20 protein-coding genes are annotated in these 26,195 nt (G+C 67.8%); 11 read left to right on the top strand and 9 right to left on the bottom strand.

Translation table 11 applies throughout. The annotated features are described in order from the left end of the window. Positions 1–3: 3 nt before the first annotated feature. Both G6N50_RS19045 and G6N50_RS19040 read right to left on the bottom strand, forming a co-directional pair. Positions 4–4,833, bottom strand: a complete 4,830-nt coding sequence (locus G6N50_RS19045) for a cation-translocating P-type ATPase (protein WP_083094689.1) — start codon at positions 4,831–4,833, stop codon at positions 4–6. A 157-nt stretch (positions 4,834–4,990) separates the two neighbouring features. Next, positions 4,991–5,947, bottom strand: coding sequence for a sigma-70 family RNA polymerase sigma factor (locus tag G6N50_RS19040; protein WP_083094688.1), 957 nt, complete (start codon positions 5,945–5,947; stop codon positions 4,991–4,993). Positions 5,948–6,104: 157 nt separating this feature from the next. Between G6N50_RS19040 and G6N50_RS19035 the strand changes: the two genes are divergently transcribed. Together G6N50_RS19035 and G6N50_RS19030 are read left to right on the top strand one after the other, a co-directional pair. After that, on the top strand, positions 6,105–6,875 hold the full coding sequence (locus G6N50_RS19035; protein ID WP_083094687.1) for an SDR family oxidoreductase: 771 nt from the start codon (positions 6,105–6,107) through the stop codon (positions 6,873–6,875). A gap of 25 nt (positions 6,876–6,900) precedes the next feature. Further along, complete coding sequence (locus tag G6N50_RS19030; RefSeq protein ID WP_083094686.1) at positions 6,901–7,638, top strand: DUF899 domain-containing protein; 738 nt, start codon at positions 6,901–6,903, stop codon at positions 7,636–7,638. Between the two features lie 110 nt (positions 7,639–7,748). Here the strand turns inward: G6N50_RS19030 and G6N50_RS19025 are convergent, their stop codons facing one another. Next, the gene (locus G6N50_RS19025; RefSeq protein WP_083094685.1) at positions 7,749–7,970 is read right to left on the bottom strand and encodes a hypothetical protein; all 222 of its coding nucleotides are present in this window, start codon (positions 7,968–7,970) and stop codon (positions 7,749–7,751) included. Between the two features lie 39 nt (positions 7,971–8,009). Then, positions 8,010–8,375, bottom strand: coding sequence for a nuclear transport factor 2 family protein (locus G6N50_RS19020; protein ID WP_083094684.1), 366 nt, complete (start codon positions 8,373–8,375; stop codon positions 8,010–8,012). Positions 8,376–8,499: 124 nt separating this feature from the next. Here G6N50_RS19020 and G6N50_RS19015 point away from each other — a divergent pair, with 124 nt between their 5' ends. Continuing rightward, positions 8,500–8,970, top strand: coding sequence for an SRPBCC family protein (locus G6N50_RS19015; protein WP_083094683.1), 471 nt, complete (start codon positions 8,500–8,502; stop codon positions 8,968–8,970). Beyond that, a complete protein-coding gene (locus G6N50_RS19010; RefSeq protein WP_264028812.1) occupies positions 8,967–10,127 on the top strand; it encodes an NDMA-dependent alcohol dehydrogenase in 1,161 nt (386 codons plus the stop codon). Before G6N50_RS19015 ends, G6N50_RS19010 begins: the two co-directional genes overlap by 4 nt. Here the strand turns inward: G6N50_RS19010 and G6N50_RS19005 are convergent. Genes G6N50_RS19005 through G6N50_RS18985 form a run of 5 tightly spaced genes read right to left on the bottom strand, consistent with a single transcriptional unit; the run spans position 10,124 to position 16,364 of the window. Beyond that, the gene (locus G6N50_RS19005) at positions 10,124–11,611 is read right to left on the bottom strand and encodes an AMP-binding protein (RefSeq protein WP_179970035.1); all 1,488 of its coding nucleotides are present in this window, start codon (positions 11,609–11,611) and stop codon (positions 10,124–10,126) included. The genes G6N50_RS19010 and G6N50_RS19005 overlap by 4 nt on opposite strands. Then, positions 11,608–12,390, bottom strand: a complete 783-nt coding sequence (locus tag G6N50_RS19000; protein WP_083094680.1) for an SDR family NAD(P)-dependent oxidoreductase — start codon at positions 12,388–12,390, stop codon at positions 11,608–11,610. Before G6N50_RS19000 ends, G6N50_RS19005 begins: the two co-directional genes overlap by 4 nt. Further along, the gene (locus G6N50_RS18995) at positions 12,383–13,981 is read right to left on the bottom strand and encodes an AMP-binding protein (RefSeq protein ID WP_083094679.1); all 1,599 of its coding nucleotides are present in this window, start codon (positions 13,979–13,981) and stop codon (positions 12,383–12,385) included. The genes G6N50_RS19000 and G6N50_RS18995 overlap by 8 nt, the downstream gene beginning before the upstream one ends. A 20-nt stretch (positions 13,982–14,001) precedes the next feature. After that, positions 14,002–14,742 (bottom strand): GntR family transcriptional regulator, encoded by a 741-nt coding sequence (locus tag G6N50_RS18990; protein WP_067827008.1) that lies wholly within the window; start codon positions 14,740–14,742, stop codon positions 14,002–14,004. Further along, positions 14,742–16,364, bottom strand: a complete 1,623-nt coding sequence (locus tag G6N50_RS18985; RefSeq protein WP_083094678.1) for an SMP-30/gluconolactonase/LRE family protein — start codon at positions 16,362–16,364, stop codon at positions 14,742–14,744. The genes G6N50_RS18990 and G6N50_RS18985 overlap by 1 nt, the downstream gene beginning before the upstream one ends. 219 nt (positions 16,365–16,583) lie before the next feature. On the opposite strand from G6N50_RS18985, the gene G6N50_RS18980 reads away from it, so the two are divergent. The 7 genes from G6N50_RS18980 to G6N50_RS18950 are packed head-to-tail and all read left to right on the top strand — an operon-like array spanning position 16,584 to position 26,020. Further along, positions 16,584–17,438, top strand: a complete 855-nt coding sequence (locus tag G6N50_RS18980) for an SDR family NAD(P)-dependent oxidoreductase (protein WP_083094677.1) — start codon at positions 16,584–16,586, stop codon at positions 17,436–17,438. Then, positions 17,438–18,838: an aromatic ring-hydroxylating oxygenase subunit alpha gene (locus G6N50_RS18975; RefSeq protein ID WP_083094676.1), complete on the top strand. Its 1,401-nt coding sequence runs from the start codon at positions 17,438–17,440 to the stop codon at positions 18,836–18,838. Before G6N50_RS18980 ends, G6N50_RS18975 begins: the two co-directional genes overlap by 1 nt. Then, complete coding sequence (locus G6N50_RS18970; RefSeq protein WP_083094675.1) at positions 18,835–20,688, top strand: flavin-containing monooxygenase; 1,854 nt, start codon at positions 18,835–18,837, stop codon at positions 20,686–20,688. Before G6N50_RS18975 ends, G6N50_RS18970 begins: the two co-directional genes overlap by 4 nt. Positions 20,689–20,708: 20 nt before the next feature. Continuing rightward, positions 20,709–21,653: an SDR family NAD(P)-dependent oxidoreductase gene (locus G6N50_RS18965; protein WP_083094674.1), complete on the top strand. Its 945-nt coding sequence runs from the start codon at positions 20,709–20,711 to the stop codon at positions 21,651–21,653. 13 nt (positions 21,654–21,666) lie between these two features. Further along, on the top strand, positions 21,667–22,809 hold the full coding sequence (locus G6N50_RS18960; RefSeq protein ID WP_083094673.1) for a CaiB/BaiF CoA transferase family protein: 1,143 nt from the start codon (positions 21,667–21,669) through the stop codon (positions 22,807–22,809). A 44-nt stretch (positions 22,810–22,853) separates the two neighbouring features. Further along, positions 22,854–24,566 carry a thiamine pyrophosphate-binding protein gene (locus G6N50_RS18955; RefSeq protein WP_083094672.1) on the top strand — a complete coding sequence of 571 codons (1,713 nt, stop codon included), beginning with the start codon at positions 22,854–22,856 and terminating at the stop codon, positions 24,564–24,566. 26 nt (positions 24,567–24,592) lie between these two features. After that, positions 24,593–26,020 carry an aldehyde dehydrogenase family protein gene (locus G6N50_RS18950; RefSeq protein WP_083094671.1) on the top strand — a complete coding sequence of 476 codons (1,428 nt, stop codon included), beginning with the start codon at positions 24,593–24,595 and terminating at the stop codon, positions 26,018–26,020. Positions 26,021–26,195 lie beyond the last annotated feature (175 nt).

Here is a 26,195-nt window from a genome sequence, read left to right as displayed (position 1 = left end):
GGCTCACTTCTCGCCGGGCTCCAGCGCGGCGACCTGCTTGGCCAGCCAATTGGGTGCCAGCGCCGAGATCGCGGTGGCGCCCGCCGTCGACCCCAACACCCCCGACCAAGCGACCGGACCGAGCGGCGTGCACCCGAAGAACTGACTGATCACCGGGGTCTGCACGATGCCGACCAGGACGCCGGCGCTGCCCAGGGCGGTCGCCACGACGAGCGGGCTGTGCCGGCGCGTCAGCAGTGTCTGCGCCAACTGCGTCGTCACGAGCGCGGTCAAGCCCATGGTCGACGTGCGACGTTCGGTGCCCGGCGTCCAACGTCCGATGGCCCAGGCGGTCGTCGCCCCGGCGGCCGTGACGGCACCCCGCGTGACGATCTGGCGCATCAGCGGGGCGTCGAGCGAGGGCGTGGGTCCGGTGAGCACCGCGCGGCGGTGCATGCGTCGCGCCTCTTGGGCGGCCTCGGCGGATTCGTACCCGGCCTCATCGGGTTCGACGTACTGCGACGTGACCGCGACGGCGAGCGCGGGGAACATGTCGGTGAGCAGGTTGACCAGCAGCAGCTGACGCGTCCCCACCGGCGCCCGTCCGGCGCCGAAAGCGGTGCCGATGATGGTGAACAATACCTCGCCGACGTTGCCGCCGACCAGGATCGTGACGGCGTCGCGAACCCCGGCCCACATGCTGCGGCCCTCGACGAGGGCGTCCATCAGGACGCCCAGATCCTCGTCGGTCAACACGATGTCGGCGGCGCCGCGGGCGGCCGACGAACCGCGACCGCTCACCCCGATACCGACGTCGGCCATCCGGATGGCCGCGGCGTCGTTGGCGCCGTCGCCGACCATCGCGGTCACCCGCCCGCAGCGCTGCAGGGCGGCCACGATCTGCACCTTCTGCTCGGGGCTGACCCGGGCGAACACCTGCACGTCGGCGGCCAGCTTGGCGCTCGCGTCTTCGTCGAGGCCGGCGAGTTCGGCACCGGTGACCACTCGCGCGTCCTCGGGCAGGCCCAGCTGCCGGGCGATCGCCTGCGCGGTGATGGGGTGGTCGCCGGTGATCAGCACCACGTCGCGGCCGGCGTCCACCAGCGCTTCGATCAGCGGGCGGGCCGATGCCCGGGCGGTGTCGGCCAGGCCGACGTAGCCGAGCAGTTCGAGGTTCTTCGCCGCCGCGTCCACGGCGTCGGCGTCCGTGTCGTCGTCGTCAGTCTCGTGCTTCCAATTACGCTGCGCCACGGCGAGCACCCGCAGGCCCTGCTCGGCAAGGCCGTGCACCACCGCCTCGGCCCGCTCTTGGTCGGCCTCCGGATCGGCGAACTTGCAGCGCGGCAGGATGACCTCGGGGGCCCCCTTGATGATCAGCAGCGGGCCGTCAGCGGCGGTCCCGGTGTCGTCGCCCACGGTACCGATCGCGGCGGCGAAGCCGCGACTGGACTCGAACGGCACCTCCGCGAGCATCGTCCAGTCCGAATCGCTGTGGCCGTTCAGTGAACTCGCCGCAGTGACGATCGCCTCGTCCGTGGCGTGCGCGTGCCCCTGGCCATCCTGCGGTTTCGTGGACGCCCGCCCGGCGGCCCGCAGCAGCGCCGCCGATGCCGGATCGGTCAGCTCGGGGAACGGATCGTGCGGGTCCACGTCGTGGGGTACGGCGCACACGACGCGCAGCCGGTTCTCGGTGAGCGTGCCCGTCTTGTCGAAGCAGACGGTGTCCACCCGACCCAGCGCCTCGATGGTGCGCGGGACGCGGACCAGGGCTCCGCGCGCGGTCAGCCGCTGGGCGGCCGACAGCTGCGAGAGGGTGGCCACCAACGGCAGGCCCTCGGGGACCGCGGCCACCGCGATCGCGACGCCGTCGGCCACCGCCTGGCGCAGCGGCGCGCGGCGCAGCAACGCCAACGTCGACACCGCGGCACCTCCGGCCAGTGTCAGCGGCAGCACCTTGCTGGTCAGCTCGCGCAGCCGGGCCTGAACACCGGCCGCCGTCTCGACGGTGGCCACCGCCGAGATCGCGCGGTGCGCGGCGGTCCCGACCCCGGTGGCGACGACGATCGCCCGGGCCCGTCCGGCGACGATGGTGCTGCCCTCGAACAGCATGCTGGCGCGGTCGGGGTCATTGACGGCGACCGGGTCCACCTGCTTGTCCACCGGAAGCGACTCCCCGGTCAGCAGCGACTCGTCGACCTCGAGGTCTTCGGCGACCAAAAGGCGGGCGTCGGCGGGCACCACTTCGGGCGCGGCCAGATCGATCACGTCGCCGGGCCGCAGCGACTTCGCGGACACCGTCGCGGTGCGGGTCGCGTGCCGGGCGGCCTCGAGCCGGCGGCGCGTGGTCGCGACGGCCGGTACGACCACCCTGCGCACCAGCTGGTCCTGCTCGGCGAACAGCTCGGCGGCCGCGGACTCGGCCCGAAGCCGTTGTGCCCCACCGGTTATCGCGTTGACGGTCATGACGCCGGCCACGAGCAGCGCGTCGATGTTGCTGCCGACGATCGCCGACGCCGCCGCACCGACGGCGAGGATGGGTGTCAGCGGATCGGCGAGTTCGGTGCGGGTGGCGGATGCCAGCCGGGCCACGTTGTGCAAGGGCTTGCGCAGGGGTTCCAGCGCCGGGCTGTACGACAGGTCGTCCAGGCGGCGCCGCCAGGACGACTCGGTTTCGACGGCCATCGGCCGCGCACCTCCGGCCAGTCGCGAATACACGATCTCGGGATCCAGTGCGTGCCAAGCGGTCAGCGGTTGCGGAGTGGGGTCGGGCAGCCGGAGCACCCGGGTCGCCGAGAAGGTCCCCGTCAGCAGGGCGGTGGCCGCGGCGGCATTGACCGGGTTGAGCCAGCGCCGGAAGCTCACCGGGCTGGTGGATGTCTGCTGCTCACCGGTGACGAGCAGCAGCCCGGCGAGCGTGGTGCCGCCCTGCGCAAGGTGCACCGCCGATTCGCTGGCCGACCGCGCCACCGGGATCGCCGACAAGATACGCACCGCGTCGGCCAGGTCGGTGCCGGTGATGATGTCCGCGGTCCATGCGGTGGCGGCGCGCGGATCATCAAGCGCCACACTGACATCGGCGATCGCAAGTGCGGCCAGCGTGTCGGTCGACGCGAAGTCCCGATGCAGCGCGGTGATCAGTAGCACCGGTCCGCGATCGGCTCGCAGCTCACGGACCACGTTCAGCAGCGGCGTGCCGGGCGGATGCGTGGTGCCGACACTGGCGGTGAGGTCCTCGGTCCCCGCGACATGGCGTAACACCACTCGCGCACCGGTGCGGTTCGCGGTCTGAAAGAGCGGGATCGCGTAGGGGTCGACCTCCCAGCCGACGTCGACGCTGCCGACGCATTCGCCGTCGACGATCAGGTCGGCGCTTTCCAGGCCCTGCGCGGGTGCCGCCGAAGACCCTTGCGCCGGAACCCATCTCAGCCGTGCACCGGTCGCGGGCAACTCGTCGGGGTCGGGGTCGGGCGCCTCTTCGCCGTGCAGCAGCGCGTCGGCCACCTCGTAGACCCGGTCGTCGTCCCAGCCGGGGGCGTCGCCGCGGACGTGCAAGACCGCGCGATGGTCGCCGCGCAGCGCGGCGCCGTCGATGACGACCACCTTCACCCGGTCCAGGCGGCGCAGCGCGCCCGGGTCCAGGACCAGCTGCCCGGAATTGGCGAGCCCGCGGCCCAGTATCGCCGCGAAGGCCTGGCGGCCCATATGCGCGGCCCTGGGTACCCCGGCCTCGATGGCCGCGGCGGCGTCTTCGGTGCCACCACCGGCGACCAGCGCACTGACGGCGGCGATCAACGACCCGTTGGCCGCCGAATCGACATAGCTTTCCACCGGCCCGGCCATCGAGCCCTTGGCCTTATCCATCGCGGCGTCGATCGTTCCGCCGACCACGACGTGTGAGGCCTCACCGGCCGCCGCGGCGGCCCAGCTGTGCCGGGGCACCTCCGACTTGGCCGAGGAGATGACCGGGACCACCGGAGCCTGCGGCCGGTCGGGGGAGGCCAGTTGCGGCTCGCGGTCGCGCCATACACGCCGGTGCGCCGACGCCTCGGAGACCTGCAGGGTGCGTTGCGTCAGGTCCAGCATCGGCGTGCCGAACGATTGAGTCAGGCCGTGGGCGGCCGCCGTCGTCGCGGCCAATGCGATGTCGGTGCCCACTCGCCCCAGCCGGCCCTCAAGGATCGAGACCATGCGCGGTTGATGGTTGATGAGCGCGGCCGCGGCCCGGGTAGTCTGCGGCGCGGCGGGCAGCCGGGTCACCCACCCGGTGACCGCGGCCCCCATCGCGACGACGTCCATCGCCGCCGCGGTGAGCGGCACCAGGATCGCCAGCGGGTTACCCGGGTCGGCGAACGGCGCGGAGAGCGGCGCCGCCTCCGATTTCGACCACGTGATGTCGGAGGCGATCGACGAAACCGTCGCGCGCACCTCTTCCAGAACGGCGCCGCTGTCCGCGTCGTCGGACAGTTCGACCACCAGGCGGCCCAGCGACCCCTCCACGTGGGCCTTGGCCACACCCGGGATTCGGCGCACCGGTTCTTCCACGGCGGGTGCGTACTCGTGCCAACGCGGGAATGGCAACAACGGATCCAAGTCCAGGTGCACTCGTTGCCCGCTGTGCCAGCGCACCGGCGGCATGATGGCGGGGGCGCCGTTGGACGAACCGTCCAACCCGATCACTCGACCCGTCGTCTGCGCCACCGACTGGATGACCGGGCCGGCGAGTTCGGTGACCGGACTGGCCAACGTCTGCAGCGCGCCCGCGGCCCCTGCCGCGGTGGACACACCGGCCCGCACCACCTGTGCGGCTCCGCCAGCTACACCAGCGACGACGCTGGAAACGCCGGGAATCTTCACTCGTCACCCTTCAACTTCGTCTACCGCGCCTAATGATCCTGGCCGGTGCAGGACCTGTCCACACGTGGGCCGGGACGGTAAACCGTGCGACGACGCCGATGACGATGCAGGCGGGCCTCCGTTAGCGAGCAAGGCGCAATCACGTCCCGGGACAAGGTTACCGGGTTGACGACAAACCAAACGTGCTGAACAGGCCGGGGTCGAGGAAGACGGTGATGCCGACCACCCCGGTGGCTCGGGTGGTCAAGACGTGGATGGAATGGGCCCGCATCTCCCCGTCTGCGGCGCGCCGGTATTCGGCAACGGCGGGTTGCGCATTCGCGGCCGTCGGGATCATCGCGACATCGCCGGGTTCGGCCAGAGCGCGGCCGGCGAGGAACCGCAGCACGGCATCTCGGCCGGTGAACCAGATTGGCATAGGCGGCATTTCGAGTTGGACGTCGGCTTGCAGCAGTGCCGTCAGCGCCGCCATGTCCGCGTTTTCGAATGCCGCGCAATACCGGTTGAGCAATTCGCGGCGCTCGGCATCGTCGGGCTCGGACATGCTCTCCTCGGCGGGGGAGAGTTCGGCAACGTGCGCCCGGGCGCGCTGCAGCGCACTGTTCACCGCGGCCGGTGTGGTTTCGAGCAGTTCGGCGACCTCCGCGGCGCTGAACTGCACGACGTCGCGCAGAATCAGCACCGCGCGCTGCCGCGCCGGAAGCTCCTGAAGGGCCGTCATTACGGCCAGCCGCACGCTCTGCTTGGCGGCGAGGCCCTCCTCCGGGCCCGTGAACATCATCGCGTCGGGAATGGGCTCGAGCCAGGCGTGTGCGGCCGCCTTCGCGTCGAAATCGGCGTCCGGGTCCAGCGAGCCGTCCCCCACCCCCATCGGCAGCACGCGGCGGGCGCGGCTCTCCAACGCACGCAGGCAGGCGGTCGTCGCGATCCGATACAGCCATGTCTTCAACGCCGCGCGTTCCTCGAAGGCCGGATAGCCGCGCCAGCCCCGCAGGTAGGTCTCCTGGACCAGATCCTCGGCGTCGTGCACCGAACCCAGCATGCGGTAGCAATGCGCGATCAGCTCGGCCCGAAAAGGCGCCGCCTGCTCGACGAAATCCTCCTGCGTCGGCACGACCTCCTCCTCTCGGCTGCGACGCAACCTACTCCGTTAGAGACATCCGGCCCCCGAAATTCATCGGTCCCAGGCGATGAATCCGGCCGGCGGGCCGTATCTGCACTAGTGAAGCCGCGGCAACGGCCGCAGACCACGTCAGAGAGTGAGAACGACCATGAACCAGTCCCGCACCGCCCACGCCGACGGGCTCGTCGGTACCCCCGCGATCGTGACCGGAGCCGGGCGCGGATTCGGCCGTGCCATTGCCTTCGCGTTGACGGCGGCCGGCGCGCAGGTTATCGGCGTCGCGCGCACTCGATTGCAACTCGAGGAGGTGCGCGCCCAGCTCGGCGACGCTTTCACCCCGGTGGTGTCCGACGCCGCCGATCCGGCGACGGCCGGCCGGCTCATCGACCAATACCGGCCGCGCACACTGGTGCTGTGCGCCGGCGCGACCCCGCGGATGACGCCGCTGCAGGACCAGTCGTGGGAGACGTTCAGTGAGAACTGGAACTCCGACGTCGCACAGGCGTTTCACTGGATTCGTCATGCGCTGCGGCGCCCGCTGGTGCCGGGCAGCTCGGTGATCGCGATGTCCAGCGGTGCCGCCCTGGCCGGATCGCCGCTGTCCGGAGGCTACGCGGGTGCGAAGGCGACCGTCAGGTTCATCACCAGCTATGCCGCCATCGAGTCGCAACGTGCCGGTCTCGGGATCGGCTTCACCGCGGTCCTGCCGCGGTTGACGCCGGCGACCGCCCTGGGCGCGGTCGCCGTCGCGGCCTACGCCGAGCGGCAAGGCGTCGACGTCGAGTCCTTCGTGCAGGCCACCGGACCCGCGCTGACCGCCGAGCAGGTGGGCAAGTCGGTGCTCGAGATCGCCACCGGCGGCGCCACCGAGCACGACGCCTACCTGCTCACCCCGGCCGGCCTTTCGCCGCTGGCCTGAAACCGAAACGGAAAGGCAGACAACGATGAACACACCGCCGATCGTCTCGGCCCAGGAGTGGGCGAGCGCGCACCAGCAACTGCTGGCAAAGGAGAAGGAACTCACCCGGGCCCATGACGCACTGGCGGCCATGCGGCGCCGGATGCCGTGGACGGCCGTCGACAAAGAGTACGAATTTGAGGAACCCGAGGGCAGGGTCGACCTGTTGGATCTGTTCCAGGGCAGGCGCCAGCTCGTCGTCTATCGCGCCTTCTACGGGCCCGGCATCGACGGCTGGCCCGAACACGGCTGCCGGGGCTGCTCGATGATGGCTGACCACGTCGGCAATCTGGCCCACCTGAACGCCCGCGACACCACGCTGGTGTACGTGTCGCGCGCCCCACAGGCCGACATCGAGCGACTCAAGGTCCGGATGGACTGGAAAATGCCGTGGTACACCCTCACCGACGACTTCGACACCGATTTCGGGGTCGATGAATGGCATGGCACCAACGCCTTCATCCACGACGGCGACCGCGTCTTTCGCACCTACTTCATCAACAACCGCGGCGACGAGGCGCTCGGCACCACGTGGAGCTTCCTCGATATGACCGCGCTGGGACGCCAGGAGAACTGGGAAGATTCGCCCCCGGGCTACCCGCAGACCGCGCCCTACGAGTGGTGGGACTGGCACGACGCGTACGGCCGCCACGAGCCGTCACGCTGGTTCGGGGAACCCGACCCGAATGACCCCAACGACATCCGGCCGCCGCGCGAAAGCTAAGTGGCGCGGCATATTTGGTATTTCGTGGTATCAGCTGCACAAGGCCTGAAAACACGAATGCGCGGTAGCCGTCGACCGGCTACTCGCGCAGTATTCGCAAAGAAATTCGGCTACAGGATTCGGTGGTTCGCCCTGCCGACCTGATACCCGGCGGGGAACGACTTCTCGATGACCTGCAGCTGGTGGTCGACTCTGGACTCGAGCTCGAGCACCACGCAGTCGCTGAGCGCCTTCGATTCGAGAACTATGTACCGCTGACCACAATCGGTGATCGGGTCGCCCGAGTGCAATTTCTCGACCGGCACCGACTCCGGAGTTGCATCTGCCTCCATGCATGCCACGGTAGGTCAATTCGGTGGGGGAGGGAATAGTCAGCCGCCGCCCCGCTGCTTGAAGAACACGCTGACGTGACAGATCAATCCGTCGTCGTCCCGCTCGAACAGGATGCATTCGGGCCACGTCGTCGCAACGCCATCGATCTCGAACGTCTCGGACAGCTCGGCGAACGAGACCCGGGCGTCCACGTGCGAGACCCGTTGCACGTGCAACCGATGCCCCTGCAGATTCGTGCATACCTTGCGCAGGTAGGCGACGTAGTGGGCCTTGCCCTCGACCACGTCGCAAAACGGGCCCTCCCGGGTCAGGCCTTCCGCGGCGATGGTGTCGGCCAGCCCGTCCCAGTCATGAGCGGCCAGGCATTCCAGGTAGCGCTCGACCACGTGACCTTGAGTGCTCATTTCGCCTCCGCTTGCTCGGCTGGGTCCACGGTAGGCCGGACAGTCCCGTCGGGCTAGGTTCGATTGCCCGCCTTCTCAGCCCGCCGCTTCGCGGCGCGCATCGTCGTCGGGCTAGGTTCCTTCTATGAGCTGGTGGACCGTCCACGCCGACCGGACGCTGAGCGAGCGGGTGCCCGCGCCGCCCGACGCCGTGCGCGACTACTACGTGGACCTGAACAACCTCAAGCTCGTGCACCCGCTGATCGTGTCGGTGGAAACGTTGTCGCGCAGCGAAACCCAGGACAGCTACCAGCAGACCTACCGGGTGGTCGATCGAATTCCGCTGGGGCCATTGACCATCCGGACCAGCTACCGCGCCCGGCTGCGGGTGCCCGTCAGCGGCGATGTACTGACCGAGGCCGATCAGTCACCGGGAGTGCGGCTGCGCAGCACGGTGAGTTTCGAACCCTTCGAGGGTGGCACCCGGGTCACCGAACGGATCGGGATCACCGCCCCGCGGCTACTGGCCGGGGTCACCATCCGCGAGGGGGTCAAGGCGCACATCAAGATGCTGGCGGGGATCCGGGGTCACTTCGAATTAGGGAGGTCGCAATGAAGTGTCGTGGCGCTGTGCTCGGCGGGGTTGGTGGGTACTGGGAGGTCCGCGAGATCGAGCTCGATCCGCCCCGCGACGGTGAGGTTCTGGTGCGGATGGCCGTTGCCGGCATCTGCCACTCCGACGACCACCTTGTGACCGGCGACGTGTTGCCGACACCCGAGGTGCGGGCCTTGACCGGTATCCCCGAGCCGGATTGGTTCCCGATGCTCGGTGGACACGAGGGCGCCGGTGTCGTCGAAGAGGTCGGGCCTGGGGTGACGACGGTGCAGCCTGGCGACCACGTGGCGATGTCGTTCATTCCCGCGTGCGGCAGCTGCCGGTTTTGTGTGAACGGTCAGAGCTACATCTGCGATGCCGGCGCGAGCCTTTTCTCGAGGGAGATGCCGACCGACGGAACCTGCCGCCGGCATCTCGGCGACGAAAACCTCATGGCCTATGGCCAACTCGGTACATTCGCCGAATACGCGGTGCTCACCGAACGGTCCGTCATCAAGATCGACGACGCGATTCCCTTTCATGCGGCCTCACTGGTGTCGTGTGGGGTCAGCACCGGCTGGGGCTCGGCGACGATCTCGGCGGGCACCGAGCCCGGAGACACCGTCGTGGTCCTAGGCACCGGCGGTGTGGGGATGAACGCCCTACAAGGGGCGCGCGCCGCCGGCGCGAAATACGTCGTGGCGGTGGATCCCGTCGAATACAAACGCGATTCGGCAAAGATATTCGGCGCCACGCACAGCGCCGTCTCCGCGGAGGAGGCAATACCGCTGGTGGCCGACATCACCGCGGGTGTCATGGCTGACCGCGTCGTCGTGACCGCCGGCGTTGTGCATGTGGACCTGATCCCGTTGGCCATGAGGCTGCTTCGCAAGGGCGGAACGTGTGTGGTCACCGGCATCACGCCCTACACCGAGCCCACGGTTCCGCTGGTCCTGCAGGAGATGGTGCTGTCGGCCAAGCAACTCAAGGGGGCGCTCTACGGCGGGATGAATCCGCGCACCTGCGTCCCGATGCTGCTGTCGATGTATCAGGCGGGGGTGTTAAAGCTCGACGAGCTGGTCACCCGCCACTACCGGCTCGACGAGATCAACGAGGCGATGGCGGACCTGCGGGAGGGCCGCAACATTCGCGGAATTATCGACTTCGCCGGCGTCTAACCAACCCGGTCCGGCGGCGCCAGGGTTGCCCGCAGTTCCCGCTTGAGCACCTTGCCATAGCTGTTTTTCGGTAGCTCATCGACGAATTCGTAGCGCTTGGGCCGTTTGAAGCGGGCGATACGCCGCAGCAGATGCGCGTCCAACTCCGCGGGGTCGACGGCGCCGACGATGAACGCGACCACCACCTCACCCCATTCGGCATCGGGTGTGCCGACCACGCATGCTTCTGCGACATCGGGGTGCTCCAGCAGGACCTCCTCCACCTCGCGCGGGTAGATGTTGCTGCCGCCGCTGATGACGACGTCTTTCGACCGATCTCGCAGCGTGAGAAAACCGCGCGCGTCGAACGAACCCATGTCGCCGGTGTACAGCCAGCCGCCCTTGAGCGTGGCGCGGGTGGCATCGGGATTGCGCCAGTACCCGGACATGACCGCGTCGCCGCGGCAGACGATCTCGCCGATCTCGGAGACGGGTGCCGGGTCGCCGTCGGCGCGTAGCACCGCGACCTCCATTCCGGACCGCGCGTAACCGACCGAGCCGAGGATCGCGTCATCGTCGGATTCGTGATCGGCACAACGCAATCCGGTGATCGTCATCGGTGACTCGCCCTGCCCGTAGATCTGCGCGAAGATCGGGCCGAACGCCGTGATCGCCGTACGCAGGCTTTCGACGTACATGGGGCCGCCGCCGTAGACGATCAGCTGGAGATTGGCCGGGCGACCGCGGCCCGTATCGACCAGGCGTTGCACCATCGTCGGGGCGAGAAACGCGCTGACGCCCGGGTGGTGCCCGCAGAGATCGAGGAACTCGTCGGGATCGAACGCTCCTGAGGCGGGTAGGACTTGGCGCGCGGCGCGTAGCACGTACGGCAGGATGTAGAGGCCGGAGCCGTGCGACATCGGGGCCGCGTGCACCAGGCTGCAGTCCTGGTCCGGAGCGTCGATGTCGGCGAGGTGCGCGACGGTCATCGCCGTCAGGTTGCGGTGCGACAGCATCGCGCCCTTCGATCGGCCGGTGGTGCCGCTGGTGTAGAACAGCCACGCCAGCGCCGAGGGGTCGGTGCGCGGCGGCGCCGACGGGGTGACGGTGAAGCGCCGTGAATAGCCTTGCGAATCAACGGTTTCCATCGGCGCCGTGGTGATCGGCACGAGCTCGGCGCCGATGGCCGATGAGGCGAAGACCTGCGCCGCGCCCGCATCCTCGAGGATCTGTGCCATCTCGCGGGGATGCAGCTTGTAGTTGATCGGGACGACGACGCATTCGGCGGCCCAGATCGCGAACATCAACTCGATGATCTCGGGCCTGTTGTGGGTCGCGATCGCGATCCGGGCGCCCTCACCGTGCTGTTGCCGGATCGATGCGGCCAGCCGCAATGCCCGGTCGCGCAACTCGACCCAGGTGCACACGCACCGGTCCCCGAGATACACGGCGCCGCAGTCGGGAAACCGGTTCGCGGCCTGATCGAGCATCGCAAACAGATTCATCGCTCGATCCACTCCGCGGCCAGCGCGGATTCCGAAAGGTACTTCGTCGAGCTCCATCCGCCGTCGACGACGATCGTCTGGCCGTTGATGAAACTGCCGCCCGGGGAGCACAGGAAAGCGACGGTGCTGGCGATGTCGTCGATGCGGCCCAACCGTTGATGCGGCGTCATTTCGGTGTTGATCTTGCGGAACCGCTCGTCCTCCAGCCGCTTTTCGACCATCGGCGTCACCGTCACGCCGGGCGCCACGGCGTTGCAGCGGATGCCGGACGCGCCGTACTGGCAGGCGATGTGAGTGGTCAGCGCGGTCAGCCCGCCCTTGGCGGCGGAATAGGCGCCGCCGCGCAGGCCGCCGATGACCGCGAAAGTCGACGTCACATTGATGATCGCCGACCCGGGCGCCATGTGCGGCAGCACGTCGCGCGCGAGCCGAAACGGCGCACGCAGCATCAAATCCAGGAAGTAGTCCAGGGTTTCGTCGTCGGTTTCGTGCAGCGGCTTGGGGCTGCCCACCCCGGCGTTGTTGATCAGGAAATCGATGTGGCCCCACCGCTCGACCGCGAGGTCCACGATGCGGCGCGGCGCGTCGTCGTCGGTCAGGTCGACGGCGATGGTGGCGACGCGGTCGGGGCCGCCGATCGCCGTTTCCAGTTCGGTGAGCCGTTCCCGGTCGCGGCCGGTGCCGACGACCGCCATGCCCATCTCGGCGAGTTTCGTCGCGCACCCCAGGCCGATGCCGCTGCTTGCTCCCGTGACGATTGCGACCTGCATCTCACCCATCCTTCATCAGCGACGCCCGGATCTGATGCTTGAGTATCTTGCCCGCGTCGTTCTTGGGCAGCGCATCCCACACCACGACCTGTTCCGGCGCTTTGAATTTCGCGACGCCCTTGCTCTGCAGGAGGGCGAGCAGGCTTGCCACATCCGGCGCCGGCTCACCCCTGGGCACGATGACCGCACACGCCCGTTCCCCGGTCCGCGCGTCGGGCAGTCCGACAACGGCGATCTCACCGATGCCGGGATGCTCGGCGAGCAGATCCTCGACTTCCTTGGCCGAGATGTTCTCACCGTTGCGGATGATGACGTCTTTGGCACGGCCGGTCACCAGCAGGTATCGGTCGTCGACCCAGCGGCCGAGATCTCCGGTGCGGAAGAACCCTTCGGCATCGACGGACTCGGCATCGTCTTCGGGATGACGGTAGCCCAGCAGCATCTGAGGCCCGCGCACACAGATCTCACCGCAGCCGGTGGGTGCGGCGTCGTGAGCGGCGAGCTTGATCTCGGCGATGCCGGGCCTGCCGTCGGTGTCCGCCGCGTAATCGGCTTCGTCCGGCCGCGGTGCGCCGACGGTCGCGACGGGAACCTCCGTGCAGCCATACACCCGGGTGATGACCGCACGGTCGAAATACTCTGCGGCGCTGCGGATGAGCGACGGTGAGACGGACGCGCCGCCGCAGATGAACACCTTCAGGTCGGGCAAGCGGGTGTCGGCGCGCTGCGCGGCGGACAACAGCTGCTGCAGGAACGGTGTCGCACCGGCCATGTGGGTGCACCGCTCGCGGCCCATGAGCGTTACGGCCGCCGCCGGATCCCACCGGTCCATCAAGACCGCGGTGGTGCCCAGCAGCAGTGGGCATTCGAATGCGTAGATCGACCCGCCGATGTGGGCGATCGGCGAGGGGACCAGGAACGTGTCGCCCGGGTTGATGTTCCAGTGGTCACGGAGCTGGGAGATCAGCGCATTGATCGAATTATGACTGTGCAAAACGCCTTTCGGCCGTCCAGTGGTGCCGGACGTGTAGAGCACCATCCGAACGGCATCCGGATCCAGCGCCGGCAGCACGGCGGTATCCGGACGACCCTCGAACAAGGCCGGATACGGGGTGTGGGAGCCGGCCTCCCCGCGCAGCACCACTACTTCGGGTGCCGGGCTCATCGCGGCCGCGACGCGTTCGAGCATCGCCGCGTAGTCATGGCCGCCGTGCTGCCGCGGAACGAAAACCACTGCGGCGCAGACATCGTCGAGTATGAAACGCAGATCGTGGTCACGCAGCGACGGCAGGATGGGATTCACCACCATCCCGGCCATGGTCGCGCCCAGGTAGATGACGGCGGCCTCGTGCCAGTTCGGCAGCATTAACGATACGACGCTGCCGCTCGGCATCCGCGCGAGCAGGCCGGTCGCCAGCCCACGGGCCCGGGCATACAGCGTGGCGCAGTCCATCCGAATATCGGCGTCCACCAGCACCGTCCGCCCGGGCGAGGTTTCCGCGGCGGCGCGCAGCCAGTCGGCCAGCGTCGTGTGCACCCATAAGCCGCGCCGGTATGCCTCTGCCGCACGCGCCGCGTCCCGGCGAGCCCGGCCGATCACCGCGACCTCATCCTTGGGGCCTATTCATCCACGCGACGCATGGTCATCGCGTACCGAAACCTCGACGACAGATGGGTGTTGATCGTCACCTGGGCCACCTCGCCGTCGGACGTCGTGTAGGTGCGCCGCATCTCGAGCGCAGCGGTCCCCGCTTCAACACCGAGGCCGTCGGCCAGTTCTGGTGACAGCAGGACGGCGGCGATCTCTTGATGCAACTGCGCGACGCTCACGCCGAAGAGGTCCTCGATCAACGGAAAGATCGGACCGACGTGGCGCTGCAGCAGCCTGCCGACCGCGGCGAAATTCCGGCTGATGTAGTACTCCGTTCGGCACAGCGGGACCGACGCGCCGTCGGCCTGGCGGTAGCCGCGGACCGATAGCCACTGGGTACCGACCTCCAGGCCGGTCCGAACGGCGAGCTCGTCGTCGATGGTCACCATCGCGTTCGATTCGATGGTCAGCTGCGCGCCGGCCGCGAACGCGAGGAGGTCGTCGATCGACATGGCATCCTGCGCATAGGAACTCGACGCCGGCCGGGGAACCACCCGGGTGCCGGCCCTGGGGCGGGAAGCGACCAGGTTGTCCTCGCGCAGGCGGCGCAGTGCCTCGCGGATGGTGTAGCGGCTCACCGCGAAGCGCTCGCACAGTTGGTGCTCGGTGGGCAGCTGCGAGCCCACCGGGTAAACGCCGTCGACGATCTCCTTGCGCAGCGTGCGCGCAATCTGTAGGTAGCGGTGGTCGCCGGCGATGGCCTGGGACATCATGCGCCGCCCGGTACCGGACGCACGGCCAGTACGCTGCCGTCGCCGTCGGCCGAGAGGTAGAGCGTCCCGTCGGCCGCGGCGGTGATGCCGGCGAACGGGCCCTGCGGTCCGGAGAACGGCGGCATGCCGCGCAGCGGCTTGGGGGTCACGCCCGGCGGGGGACCGACCGGGAGCCCGGACGCGATAGTCTGCCGCACGTTGGTGCTCAGATCGAGCGCGACCAACTCCTTGGCGCCGGCATCGACTACGTAGAGCACACCGTCGCGGACCAGAATGCCCTGCGGGCGTTGCAGATCGGGGACAACGGTGTCGATCCTCGCCCCGCTCAGCCGGATCACCCGACCGGCTCCGGCCTCGGCCACCAGGCACGCCCCGTCGGGATCGATCGCGACGCCGACCGGCTCACGCAGGCCGCGCGCCAGCACCTCGGTGCCACCCGATTGCAGCGACAGCACCCGGCCCGTGCCCAGCTCCGCGAACACCACGCCGCCGGGGCTCAGAGAGACACCGTAGAGCTGGTCGAAACCGTCTGCCAGCACCTCGGTTTCGTTCGCCTCGGGCCGGTAACGGCTGACCTGGCCGCCGGACGTGGTGACGACGAACTCGCCGGGACCACCGGCCGCAACGCCACGCAAGAACCCGGGATAGCCGGGGCTGAACAGCATCCCCGCGGTGTGCAGGGATCCATCGGGCCGGGCGATGTAGAAATACGTGCCGTCGGCGATGTAGAGCTGCCCGTCGTGACCCACCGCGAGGTCCATCGGCCAGTTGAGTCCGCCCGCCAACACGGATCGAGTTGTGCCATCGGGTGATATCTCGGTGATCTCGCCGGTAAAGTTGGACACGAACAGCTTGTCCCCGACGAAGGTGCAGTTGTCCAGCCCCGGATTCAGCTGGGCGAGCAACCGCTGTTCGCCGCTGCGAGGATCGATGCGCAGCACCTGCCCGGTGGCCACCTGTGTTGAAACGATGTAACCATGTGCGTCGAATTTGACCGAGTCGGGGACACCGAGACCGGTTGCAACACAATGCGGGTCGCCGCCGTTGGGGTCGATGCGCCAGATTTCGTTGGCGCCCATCACCGGGAAATACAGCAGGCCGTCCGGGCCGATCTCCATCGCGTTCGGTGAGGGCACGTTTTCCAGGAGCACCCGCGGTGGTCCGCCCGCCAGGTCGAATTCCAGCAACCGCCCACCCTCGCGACATTCGCCGATGAACAACCTGCCCTGCTGGAAGGTGATGCCGTTGGCCGACGGCACGTCGTCGCGCAGCACTCGGGTTCGGCCGTTGGTGTCGCGCACGCTGACGCGGCCATCCATCACCTCGGTCGCGTACAGATTGCCGTCGCCGTCGAACGCGACGTCGTCGGGCGCCACGATGTCGCCGCCCTCGGGGCTGGCGGTCACCAGTTCCCCGGTGCGGTGATCCAGCGCGCTGATCTGGCTGCCGGTCACCTGGGCGATGTAGATGCGGCCGTCCGGGCCGGTGCGCAGACCGTTGGCGCCGAACAGCCGACTGGGCCCGGCGACCCGTTCGAGCTCCCAGCCCGCGGCGACGTCGACGGGGTGTGGCACCGCGTACCGCGAGGGCTGCATAGAGATGGCCCTTGAGATGGACATGCTCGCCGAGGTCCTTCCGTCAGCCGTTGGGCTGGACGCTATCAACTCCTCCTAGTCCAGACAATAGCCACCCAAAGGGTCCCCACCCGACCTTGACAGCGAAGTCCACCGATCGGAATAGTGTTCTCCAACGGACAGAATGCAATATTTTGTCCGGACAAAGCGAGTATTCGATCCCGCCGCGGCGCCCGACGCGTTGGCGGCAGGCGGAAGCAGGTCATGGACGATCACGAGGATCTCCTAGCGCTCGACGGTCGCATCGTGGTGGTTTCCGGTGCCGGCGGAGGTGGCATCGGCACGACCGTCACCGCGATGACCGCGCGGGCCGGGGCCACGGTGATCGCGGTGAGCCGGTCGAAGGAGAACCTCGACGAGCACATCGCTCCGCTGGCAGCGCAGGGACTGCCCGTGGTGCCCGTCGCCGCCGATGCGTCGACCGACGAGGGGATCGCCGCGGTGATCGACCAGGCGCGCCGCGCCGACGGTAGCTTGTACGGGCTGGTCAACGTCGCCGGCGGCGCCGAGCCGTCGACGTGGATGCCGTCGACCCGGGTGACGCGCAGCGACTGGCGCAAGATCTTCGCCGACAATCTCGAAACGGCATTCTTCATGAGCCAGGCCGTGGCATCCGAACTCGTCGCGCAGCAACAGCGGGGTTCGATCGTGTCGATCTCCTCGATCAGCGGCATGAACACCGCACCGTTCCACGTCGCCTACGGCACCGCCAAGGCCGCGATCACCGCGATGACCCGAACCATGGCCCTCGAGTTGGCGCTGGCGGGAATTCGGGTGAATGCCGTAGCGCCCGGCGTCACCGAGACGGCGGCCTCGCGCACCTACGTCGACGAGGACCCCGAGCGGGACCGGCAGGCGATCGCGATGGGCCGCCGTGGGCGGCCCGAGGAGCAGGCCGGCGCCATCCTTTTTCTGCTCTCGGAGATGTCGAGTTACATCACCGGCCAGACGCTGCTCGTCGACGGCGGGCTGGACCTCAAGTGGAGCCATCTCGCCGCGGACAACACCTCACTTTTCCTCAAGGACGAATCCTTCCGCGCGGCGATTAGGAGGATGTGATGACCGACCTCGCCAAAGGCGTGAATTCCGAAGCGGCCGAAGAACTGTCGCAACCGATGACGATCGGCGTCGAGGCCTACATCTCCGAGGAGTATGCCCGCGCCGAGCGCGACAAGCTGTGGCGCAAAGTCTGGCAGCAGGTCGGGCGCGTCGAGGAGCTGCAGGAGGTGGGCAGTTACCTCACCTACGACATCCTCGACGACTCGATCATCGTGGTCCGCACCGGCAGCAACGAATTTCACGCCCACCACAACGTCTGCATGCACCGCGGCCGCCGGTTGATCGACACCCCCGAGGGCGCCAAGAACGCCTGTGCGCGAACCAGGAAGTCGTTCGTCTGCGGCTTTCACGGCTGGACCTACGGCTTGGACGGAGCGTGCACGCACATCCGCGAACAGCAGGACTGGCAGGACGCGCTGACGCCGGACAACACCCACCTTCGACCGGTGCGGGTCGACACCTGGGGCGGTTGGCTGTGGATCAACATGGATCCCGACTGTGAGCCGCTGGCCGACTTCCTGTTCCCCGCCGCGAAGGTCCTCGACCCGTTCGGCCTGGAGAACATGCGCTACAAGTGGCGCAAGTGGCTGTCCTTCGACTGCAACTGGAAAGTCGCGCTGGAGGCGTTCAACGAGACCTACCACGTGTTCACCACGCATCCCGAGTTCAACAAGTTCGGCGAATTCAAAGGCTGGGCGAAAGCGCAAGGCAGGCACAGCAACATCGGCTACGACGCGCCGGACGATCTGGCGGCGACCAAGTCCAAGATCCGCCTGGGCGCCGGCGCCGATCCGCGGGTGTCGACCGCGGAGATGCAGATCTACACGATGGAGGAAACCAACACCTCCACCACCGAGACGCTGGTGAACGCCGCCAAACGGCTGGTGGACGAGTTGCCCGAGGGCACGCCGGCCGACAAGGTCCTCGAGCACTGGCTGGCCTCGGCGCGCCGCGACGACGAGACCCGCGGCGTGATCTGGCCGACCATTCCGTCCGACATCCTCGGGCAGGCCGGCACCGCGTGGCAGATCTTCCCGAACTTCCAGATCGGCCAGGGCCTGACGGTTGCGCTGTGCTACGGGGCGCGGCCGCATCCCAGCTACAACCCGGATAAGTGCATCTTCGAGGTATCGGTCTTCGAGCTGTATCCGAAAGGCGAAGAGCCGCAGACGGAGTGGGAGTACACCCCGGTCGGGGACCCGCGGTGGCGGTCGGTTCTGCCGCAGGACTTCTCCAATATGGCCGCCGTGCAGCAGGGCATGAAGTCCCTCGGCTTCCCGGGCACCAAGCCCAATCCGTACCGCGAACGCAGCACGGTCAATCTGCACTATCAGCTGTCGAGATACATGGGTACCGGTGAGCCCCGAGAGCTTTCAGGTAAGGAGCACCCACAGGCATGACCTCCGAGTTGGAAAAAGACGGTTGCGGGCCGACCCAGACGCCCGACGACGTGGACATCGACGCGCTGCGCGAGAAATACCGTCACGAGCGCGAAAAGCGGCTGCGCAAGGAGGGTTCCAAGCAGTACATCGAGTTGGAGGACGACTTCGCCGGCTACTACGAGGTCGATCCCTACACGCCGGCGGCGCCGCGCGAGCCGATCAGCGAGGATATCGACGTCGCGGTCCTCGGCGGTGGTTTCGGTGGCCTGCTGTCTGCGGCCTACCTGAAGAAGGCGGGCGTCGATGACGTGCGGATCATCGAACTCGGTGGCGACTTCGGCGGCGTCTGGTACTGGAACCGTTATCCCGGCATCCAATGCGACAACGAATCCTACTGCTATATCCCGCTTCTCGAAGAGCTGGATTTCATGCCGTCGAAGAAGTTCGCCGACGGTGCCGAGATCTACCAGCATTGCCGCAACATCGGCAAGCATTTCGGCCTCTACGATTCGGCGATCTTCTCCACCCAGGTGCGTGACCTGCGTTGGGACGAGGAAACCAAGCGCTGGCGGATCAGCACCAACCGCGGCGACGACATCCGCGCCCGGTTCGTGGTGCTGGCCTCGGGCCCGTTCCACCGGCCGAAATTGCCGGGCATCCCCGGGATCAAGGACTTCAAGGGCCACGCGTTCCACTCGTCGCGGTGGGACTACGACTACACCGGCGGCGACTCGAGCGGCAACCTGCACAAGCTCGCCGACAAGAAGGTCGCCGTCATCGGCACCGGCGCCACCGCGATCCAGATCGTTCCGTTCCTGGCCCGAGACGCCCAGCACCTCTACGTCTTCCAGCGCACCCCCTCGACGGTCGACGAGCGCAACAATGCGCCCACCGACCCGGAGTGGGCAAAGTCGTTGCGGCCGGGCTGGCAGCGGGAACGGCAGCGCAACTTCCACTCCTGGACCTTCGAGGGCATGGCACTGGGCCAGCCGGATCTGGTGTGCGACTTCTGGACCGAACTCGGCCGCAACACCGCGGCCCGGGTGCTCGCCCTGGACGATCCCGCGTCGCTGACCCCCGAGCAGTTCATGGCGATCCGCGAGGAAGAGGACTACAAGTTGATGGAGCGGCTGCGCCGCCGCATCGACGCGATCGTCGAGGACCCGCCGACCGCCGAGGCGCTCAAGCCCTACTACCGATTCCTGTGCAAGCGGCCCCTGTCCAACGACGAGTACCTGCCGATGTTCAACCGGCCCAACGTCACGCTGGTCGACGTGTCCGATTCCAAAGGCGTGGAGAACATCACCGAAAGGGGTCTGGTCGCCAACGGCGTCGAGTACGAGGTCGACTGCATCATCTACGCCAGCGGCTTCGAAATCACCACCGAGATCAGCCGCCGCTATTCGATCGAGGCGATCGAGGGACGCGACGGTCTGTCGCTGTTCGACTACTGGAGCGACGGTTACAAGACGCTGCACGGCATGACCAGCCGTGGATTCCCGAATCAGTTCTACACCGGGTTCACTCAGGTCGGCATCTCGGCCAACATCGCGGCCAACTACGAACTGCAGGGCGAGCACATCGCCTACATCATCGCCGAGGCATTGAAACGCGGCGCCACCACCGTGGAACCCAGCCGGGTGGCGCAGGAACAGTGGTGCGCGACGATCCGGGAAACCGCGGTCGACAATTCGGCGTTCGACGCCCAGTGCACGCCCGGCTACTACAACAACGAAGGCGGCGGCGGGGGAGAGGGAATCCGCTCACACCTGGGCGAGCCGTATGGTCCCGGCTTCTACGCCTTCGAGGACTTACTGCGGGCATGGCGCGACAAGGGCGACCTGGAAGGTTTGGTGCTCGGGGCTTGACCGAATCCTTTGCGGGGCAAATGCGTTTCGACGACCGTGTCGCCGTGGTGACCGGCGCCGGACGCGGGCTGGGCCGTGCGTATGCGCACCTGCTCGCATCGCGCGGGGCCAAGGTGGTCGTCAACGACGTCGGCGGCCGTCTCGACGGCGAGGGCGTCGACGCCGGTCCGGCCGAGCAGGTGGCCGGCGAGATCACCGCAACCGGGGGCGAGGCCGTCGCGTGCAGCGCATCCGTGGCGACCCGCGAAGGGGGCGAGGCGATCATCGCGACCGCGCTCGAGCGCTACGGTCGCATCGACGTCCTGGTGCACAACGCCGGCAACGTCCGCCGCGCCTCGCTCAAGGAGATGAGCTACGAGGACTTCGACGCCGTGCTCGACGTGCATCTGCGCGGCGCCTTCAACGTGGTCCGGCCCGCGTTTCCGCACATGTGCGCAGCGGGCTACGGCCGCATAGTGCTGACGTCATCGATCGGCGGCCTGTACGGAAACCACGACGTGGCCAACTACGCGGCCGCCAAGGCCGGTGTGATCGGGCTGTCCAACGTCGCCGCGCTCGAGGGCGCTGCCGAGGGCGTGCGGTGCAACGTGATCGTGCCGGCCGCGGTGACGCGCATGGCGGACGGCATCGATACCTCGGCCTACCCGCCGATGGGCGCGGATCTCGTTGCGCCCGTGGTGGGCTGGCTCGCGCACGAATCCTGCTCGGTAACCGGTGAACTGTTCATCGCGCTGGCGGGTCGCGTGGCCCGGGCGGTCATCGCCGAGAGCCCGGGCGTGTGCCGCCCGTCGTGGACGATCGAGGAGGTCGCCAGCCACCTGGATGCGATCCGATACGTCGCGGCGCCCCTGATCTTTCCGGCCGTCCCGGACGGACACAACGAGCACATCCGCTACAGCTTCGACCTGGCGCAGAGGTCAAACGAACTACATGGCTCCACCGACCAAGGAGCGCTCAATGGCTAGCCCCGCGGGCCCGATGGCCGGTGTGCGCGTCATCGACCTGACCGCGATGGTGATGGGACCATACTGCACGCAGATCATGGCCGACATGGGCGCGGACGTGATCAAAGTCGAACCGCCGCAGGGCGATAACACCCGCTACATCTCGGTGGGCCCGGCGCCGGGCATGAGCGGGGTGTTCGTCAACGTCAACCGGGGCAAGCGCAGCGTCGTGCTCGACCTGCAAACCGACGCCGGAGCCCGCGCGTTGCGCGCTCTCGTCGAGACGGCCGACGTGTTCATCCACTCGATGCGCGCCAAGGCCATCGCCAAACTCGGCTTCAGCTACGACGACGTCGCCGCGATCAATCCCGCTGTCATCTATACGAATTGCTATGGGTATGGGCGCCGCGGACCCGACCACGACCGCCCCGCCTACGACGACACGATCCAGGCCGAATGCGGCCTGCCCGCGGTGCAACAGCAATTGACCGGCGAGGCCGATTACGTCGGAACGATCATGGCGGACAAGATCGCCGGCCTGACGGCGCTGTACTCGACGACGATGGCGTTGTTCCACCGCGAGCGCACCGGGCAGGGGCAAGAAGTCGAGGTTGCCATGTTCGAAACCATGGCCTCGTTCATGCTCGTCGAACACGCCAACGGCGCCCTGTTCGACCCGCCCCTGGGCCCCGCGGTGTATCCGCGCACCGTGGCCCCCAACCGCCGCCCGTACCGCACCAGCGACGGCCACATCGCCGCGCTGATCTACAACGACAAGCACTGGAACGCCTTCATGGAAGCCGTTCAGCCACCGTGGGCCAGCGAGCTGTATTCGACGTTGGAACAGCGCGCCCGGGAGATCGACACGGTCTATGGGCTGGTGGCCGAGACCATGAAAGAGCGGTCCACCGCGGAGTGGTTGGAGCTGCTGCGCGAACTCGAGATACCGGCCGCGCCGCTGAACACACCCGGCGCGCTGTTCGACGATCCGCATCTCAACGCCGTCGGCATGTTCGAGACCGTCGACAGCCCGCACGGACCGGTGCGCTTCCCCGGCGTACCCACCTGGTTCTCGCAGACGCCGGGCCGCGTGGCGGGGCCGGCGCCCGAGCTCGGCGCCCACACCGCGGCGGTGCTCGACGAGCTGGGTTTGGCCGTCGACGTGAACCCCGGATAACACTCGCTTAACGAAACCTATTGCCAGTAAAGGAGTTTTCCACCATGGCCGTGCCTGTTTACAAGCGCATCCTCGACCTGTTCGAGGCCGAGGGCGTGAACACGCTGTTCGGCATCCCGGACCCGAACTTCGTGCACATGTTCGCCGAGGCCGACGCCCGCGGGTGGTCGGTGGTCGCACCGCACCACGAACTGAGCGCGGGTTTCATGGCCGAGGCGGCATCGCGGATGACGGGTAAGCCCGGGCTGTGCATCGGCACGCTCGGCCCGGGCATGGCCAACATCGCCGGCGCGATCCAGTGCGCGCTCGTGGAGAACTCACCGGTGATCTTCCTCGGCGGTCAGCGCGCCCGCATCACCGAGCGCCGGGTCCGGCGCGGGCGCATCCAATTCGTCCGCCAGGAACCACTTTTCGCCTCGTCCGTCAAGTACAGCGCCTCGATCGAATACGCCGACCAGACCGACGAGATCGTCCACGAGGCGATCCGCCGCGCGATGTCCGGCACGCCCGGCCCGGCCTACATCGAGTACCCGTCGCACGTCATCCTCTCCGAACTCGAGGTCGCCGAGGCGCCGAGCCCGTCGGCGTACCGGCTGGTCAACCAGGGCGCCGGTACCCGCGAGGTGGCGGCGGCCGTGAAGCTGATCCGCGAGGCCAAGAGCCCGGTCCTGCTGGTCGGCCACGGCGTGCACACCTCCCGTACGCAACAGCAGGTCAAGGAGCTGGCCGAGCTGATGGCCTGCCCGGTGATCCAGACCTCCGGCGGTACCTCGTACATCCCGGGACTACAGGACCGCACGTTCCCCTACTTGTTCTCCCCGGCCGCCAACGAGGCCGTCGAGGAATCCGACCTGTGCGTCGCGCTGGGCACCGAACTCGGTGAGCCGATGCACTACGGCCGGACCCAGCATTGGGCGGGCAACGATGCGAACCGCAAATGGGTTTACGTCGAGCAGGACCCGGCCGCCATCGGTGTCAACCGCCGCTTCGACGTGGCGCTGGTCGGCGATCTGCGCGGTGTCGTGCCGCAGCTGGTCTCCGCACTCAAGGATTCGCCGCGCCAACCCGCGCCCACGCTGCAGGCCCTGATCGAAAAGGATGCGAAAGAGCTTGCGGACATGGCGGAATCGGCACCGTCTGGACGCTCGCCCATCCACCCGGCGCGCTACGTCGTCGAGGCGACTAAGGCGTTCAACGAACTCGAGGATGGCATCCTGGTGCGCGACGGCGGCGCGACCGTGATCTTCCAGTGGACCTACTCGCAGTGCAAGCCGCGCGACGTCATCTGGAACCAGAACTTCGGCCACCTCGGCACCGGATTGCCGTACGCGGTCGGGGCGTCGGTCGCCGAGGGTGGTAAGCGGCCGGTGATGCTGCTGACCAGCGACTCCGCCTTCCTTTTCCATATCGCCGAATTGGAAACCGCTGCGCGGCAAAACCTTCCGCTGGTGTGCGTGGTGGGCGTCGACCACCAGTGGGGCCTGGAAGTGGGCGTGTACAAGCGCACCTTCTCCCAGCCGTCACCGCAGCCCGGTGTGCACTGGAGCAAGGACGTCCGGATGGACAAGGTCGCCGAGGGCTTCGGTTGCCACGGTGAGTATGTCGAGAAGGAAGAAGAGATCGGCCCGGCGATCGCTCGCGCCTACGCCAGTGGCAAAGTCGGTGTGGTGCACGTGTGCATCGACCCGAAGGCCAACTCCGAGGAGATGCCCAAGTACGACCGATTCCGGACCTGGTATGCCGAAGGTACCCAGTAAGGAAAAGGACTGCGAAAGGAGCAGCCATGCGCGAATACCTGAAGTTCTACATCGACGGCCGTTGGGTCGACCCGTTGCGGCCCAACTCCTTTGACGTCGAGAACCCGGCGACCGAACGGGTTTCTGGGAAGATCTCGCTGGGCTCGGCCGCAGATGTCGACGTGGCCGTCGCGGCCGCCCGGCGGGCCTTTGCCGACTGGTCGCAGAGCACCCGCGAACAGCGCCTGGACCTGCTGCAGTCCATCCTCGCCGAATACCAGAAGCGTGCGGACGATCTCGCCGAAGCGGTCACCGAGGAAATCGGCGCGCCGCCCTCGCTGGCCGCGGGACCGCAGGTCTTTCTCGGCATCGGTCACCTGACCACGGCCATCGACGTGCTGAAGAACTTCTCGTTCGCCGAGCAACGGGGCGCGACCCTGATCGCCAAGGAGCCGATCGGCGTCTGCGGTTTGATCACGCCGTGGAACTGGCCGATCAACCAGGTCGCGGTCAAGGTCTACCCGGCGTTGGCGACGGGGTGCACCGTCATCCTCAAACCCTCTGAGGTCGCACCGTATTCGCCGTACATCTTCGCCGAGATCGTGGACGCCGCGGGCGTGCCGGCCGGGGTGTTCAACCTGATCAACGGCGACGGCCCGGGCGTGGGTGCGGCCCTGGCGAGCCACCCCGACATCGACATGGTGTCGTTCACCGGATCGACCCGCGCCGGGGTCGAGGTGGCCAGGAATGCCGCCCCGACCGTCAAGCGGGTCACCCAGGAGCTCGGCGGCAAGAGCCCCAACATCGTCCTGGACGACGGTGGCTTCGCCGACAGCGTCCGCGCCGGCGTGGCCAACATGATGCCCAATTCGGGGCAGAGCTGTAACGCGCCGTCGCGCATGCTGGTCCCGAATTCCCGGATGGACGAGGCCATTAGCATCGCGCGGGAGGTCGCCGAACAAGTCCAGGTGGGCAGCGACGATCCGAAGGCGATCGGGCCGGTGGCGTCGAGGGCACAGTTCGAGAAGGTGCAACGCCTGATCCAGCAGGGCGTGGACGAGGGTGCGACCGTGGTTGCAGGAGGTCCGGGCCGGCCGGCGGGCCTGGACACGGGTTACTACGTCAAACCGACCGTGTTCGCGCACGTCGCCAACGACATGACGATCGCGCGCGAGGAGATCTTCGGGCCAGTGCTGTGCATCCTCGGCTATGACGACATCGACCAAGCCGTCGAGATCGCCAACGACACCGAATACGGCCTGGCCGGGTACGTTTCGGGAGCCGACCTCGACAAGGCGCGTGAGGTCGCCCGCAAGATCCGCGCGGGATGGGTGACGATCAACCACGCATTCGACCTGAACGCGCCGTTCGGCGGCTACAAGTGCAGCGGCAACGGCCGTGAATGGAGCGACTTCGGCTTCGACGAGTACCTGGAAACCAAGAGCACGCTCGGCTACGCGCCTGACAAGGCCTGACGCGGCAGGGGTGAAATCCGAACGCAGCGAGGCCGAAAAACCGTCGCGTGTCCTCCACTGAATCCTGCGCGCCCGCCTCTAGGCTGGCTTGCTGAACTCAACAGGAGGGGCAGCGACGTATCGGCATCAACCATGGCGCCGGGCGAAATGGTAAGTACGGCGCGCTGACAGCAAG

The organism is Mycobacterium mantenii (assembly GCF_010731775.1).
In the GTDB taxonomy this organism is placed as follows: domain Bacteria; phylum Actinomycetota; class Actinomycetes; order Mycobacteriales; family Mycobacteriaceae; genus Mycobacterium; species Mycobacterium mantenii.
The sequence above is the reverse complement of the archived record's forward strand: the minus strand, read 5'-3'. Positions and strand labels throughout refer to the sequence as shown.

Excerpts from the sequence above, each read along its gene's own strand:
- G6N50_RS19035 (WP_083094687.1), top strand. The coding sequence starts at position 6,105 with ATGAACCAGTCCCGCACCGCCCACGCCGACGGGCTCGTCGGTACCCCC.
- G6N50_RS19030 (WP_083094686.1), top strand. The coding sequence starts at position 6,901 with ATGAACACACCGCCGATCGTCTCGGCCCAGGAGTGGGCGAGCGCGCAC.
- G6N50_RS19025 (WP_083094685.1), bottom strand. The coding sequence starts at position 7,970 with ATGGAGGCAGATGCAACTCCGGAGTCGGTGCCGGTCGAGAAATTGCAC.
- G6N50_RS19020 (WP_083094684.1), bottom strand. The coding sequence starts at position 8,375 with ATGAGCACTCAAGGTCACGTGGTCGAGCGCTACCTGGAATGCCTGGCC.
- G6N50_RS19015 (WP_083094683.1), top strand. The coding sequence starts at position 8,500 with ATGAGCTGGTGGACCGTCCACGCCGACCGGACGCTGAGCGAGCGGGTG.
- G6N50_RS19010 (WP_264028812.1), top strand. The coding sequence starts at position 8,967 with ATGAAGTGTCGTGGCGCTGTGCTCGGCGGGGTTGGTGGGTACTGGGAG.
- G6N50_RS19005 (WP_179970035.1), bottom strand. The coding sequence starts at position 11,611 with ATGAATCTGTTTGCGATGCTCGATCAGGCCGCGAACCGGTTTCCCGAC.
- G6N50_RS19000 (WP_083094680.1), bottom strand. The coding sequence starts at position 12,390 with ATGGGTGAGATGCAGGTCGCAATCGTCACGGGAGCAAGCAGCGGCATC.
- G6N50_RS18990 (WP_067827008.1), bottom strand. The coding sequence starts at position 14,742 with ATGTCCCAGGCCATCGCCGGCGACCACCGCTACCTACAGATTGCGCGC.
- G6N50_RS18985 (WP_083094678.1), bottom strand. The coding sequence starts at position 16,364 with ATGTCCATCTCAAGGGCCATCTCTATGCAGCCCTCGCGGTACGCGGTG.
- G6N50_RS18980 (WP_083094677.1), top strand. The coding sequence starts at position 16,584 with ATGGACGATCACGAGGATCTCCTAGCGCTCGACGGTCGCATCGTGGTG.
- G6N50_RS18975 (WP_083094676.1), top strand. The coding sequence starts at position 17,438 with ATGACCGACCTCGCCAAAGGCGTGAATTCCGAAGCGGCCGAAGAACTG.
- G6N50_RS18970 (WP_083094675.1), top strand. The coding sequence starts at position 18,835 with ATGACCTCCGAGTTGGAAAAAGACGGTTGCGGGCCGACCCAGACGCCC.
- G6N50_RS18965 (WP_083094674.1), top strand. The coding sequence starts at position 20,709 with ATGCGTTTCGACGACCGTGTCGCCGTGGTGACCGGCGCCGGACGCGGG.
- G6N50_RS18960 (WP_083094673.1), top strand. The coding sequence starts at position 21,667 with ATGGCCGGTGTGCGCGTCATCGACCTGACCGCGATGGTGATGGGACCA.
- G6N50_RS18955 (WP_083094672.1), top strand. The coding sequence starts at position 22,854 with ATGGCCGTGCCTGTTTACAAGCGCATCCTCGACCTGTTCGAGGCCGAG.
- G6N50_RS18950 (WP_083094671.1), top strand. The coding sequence starts at position 24,593 with ATGCGCGAATACCTGAAGTTCTACATCGACGGCCGTTGGGTCGACCCG.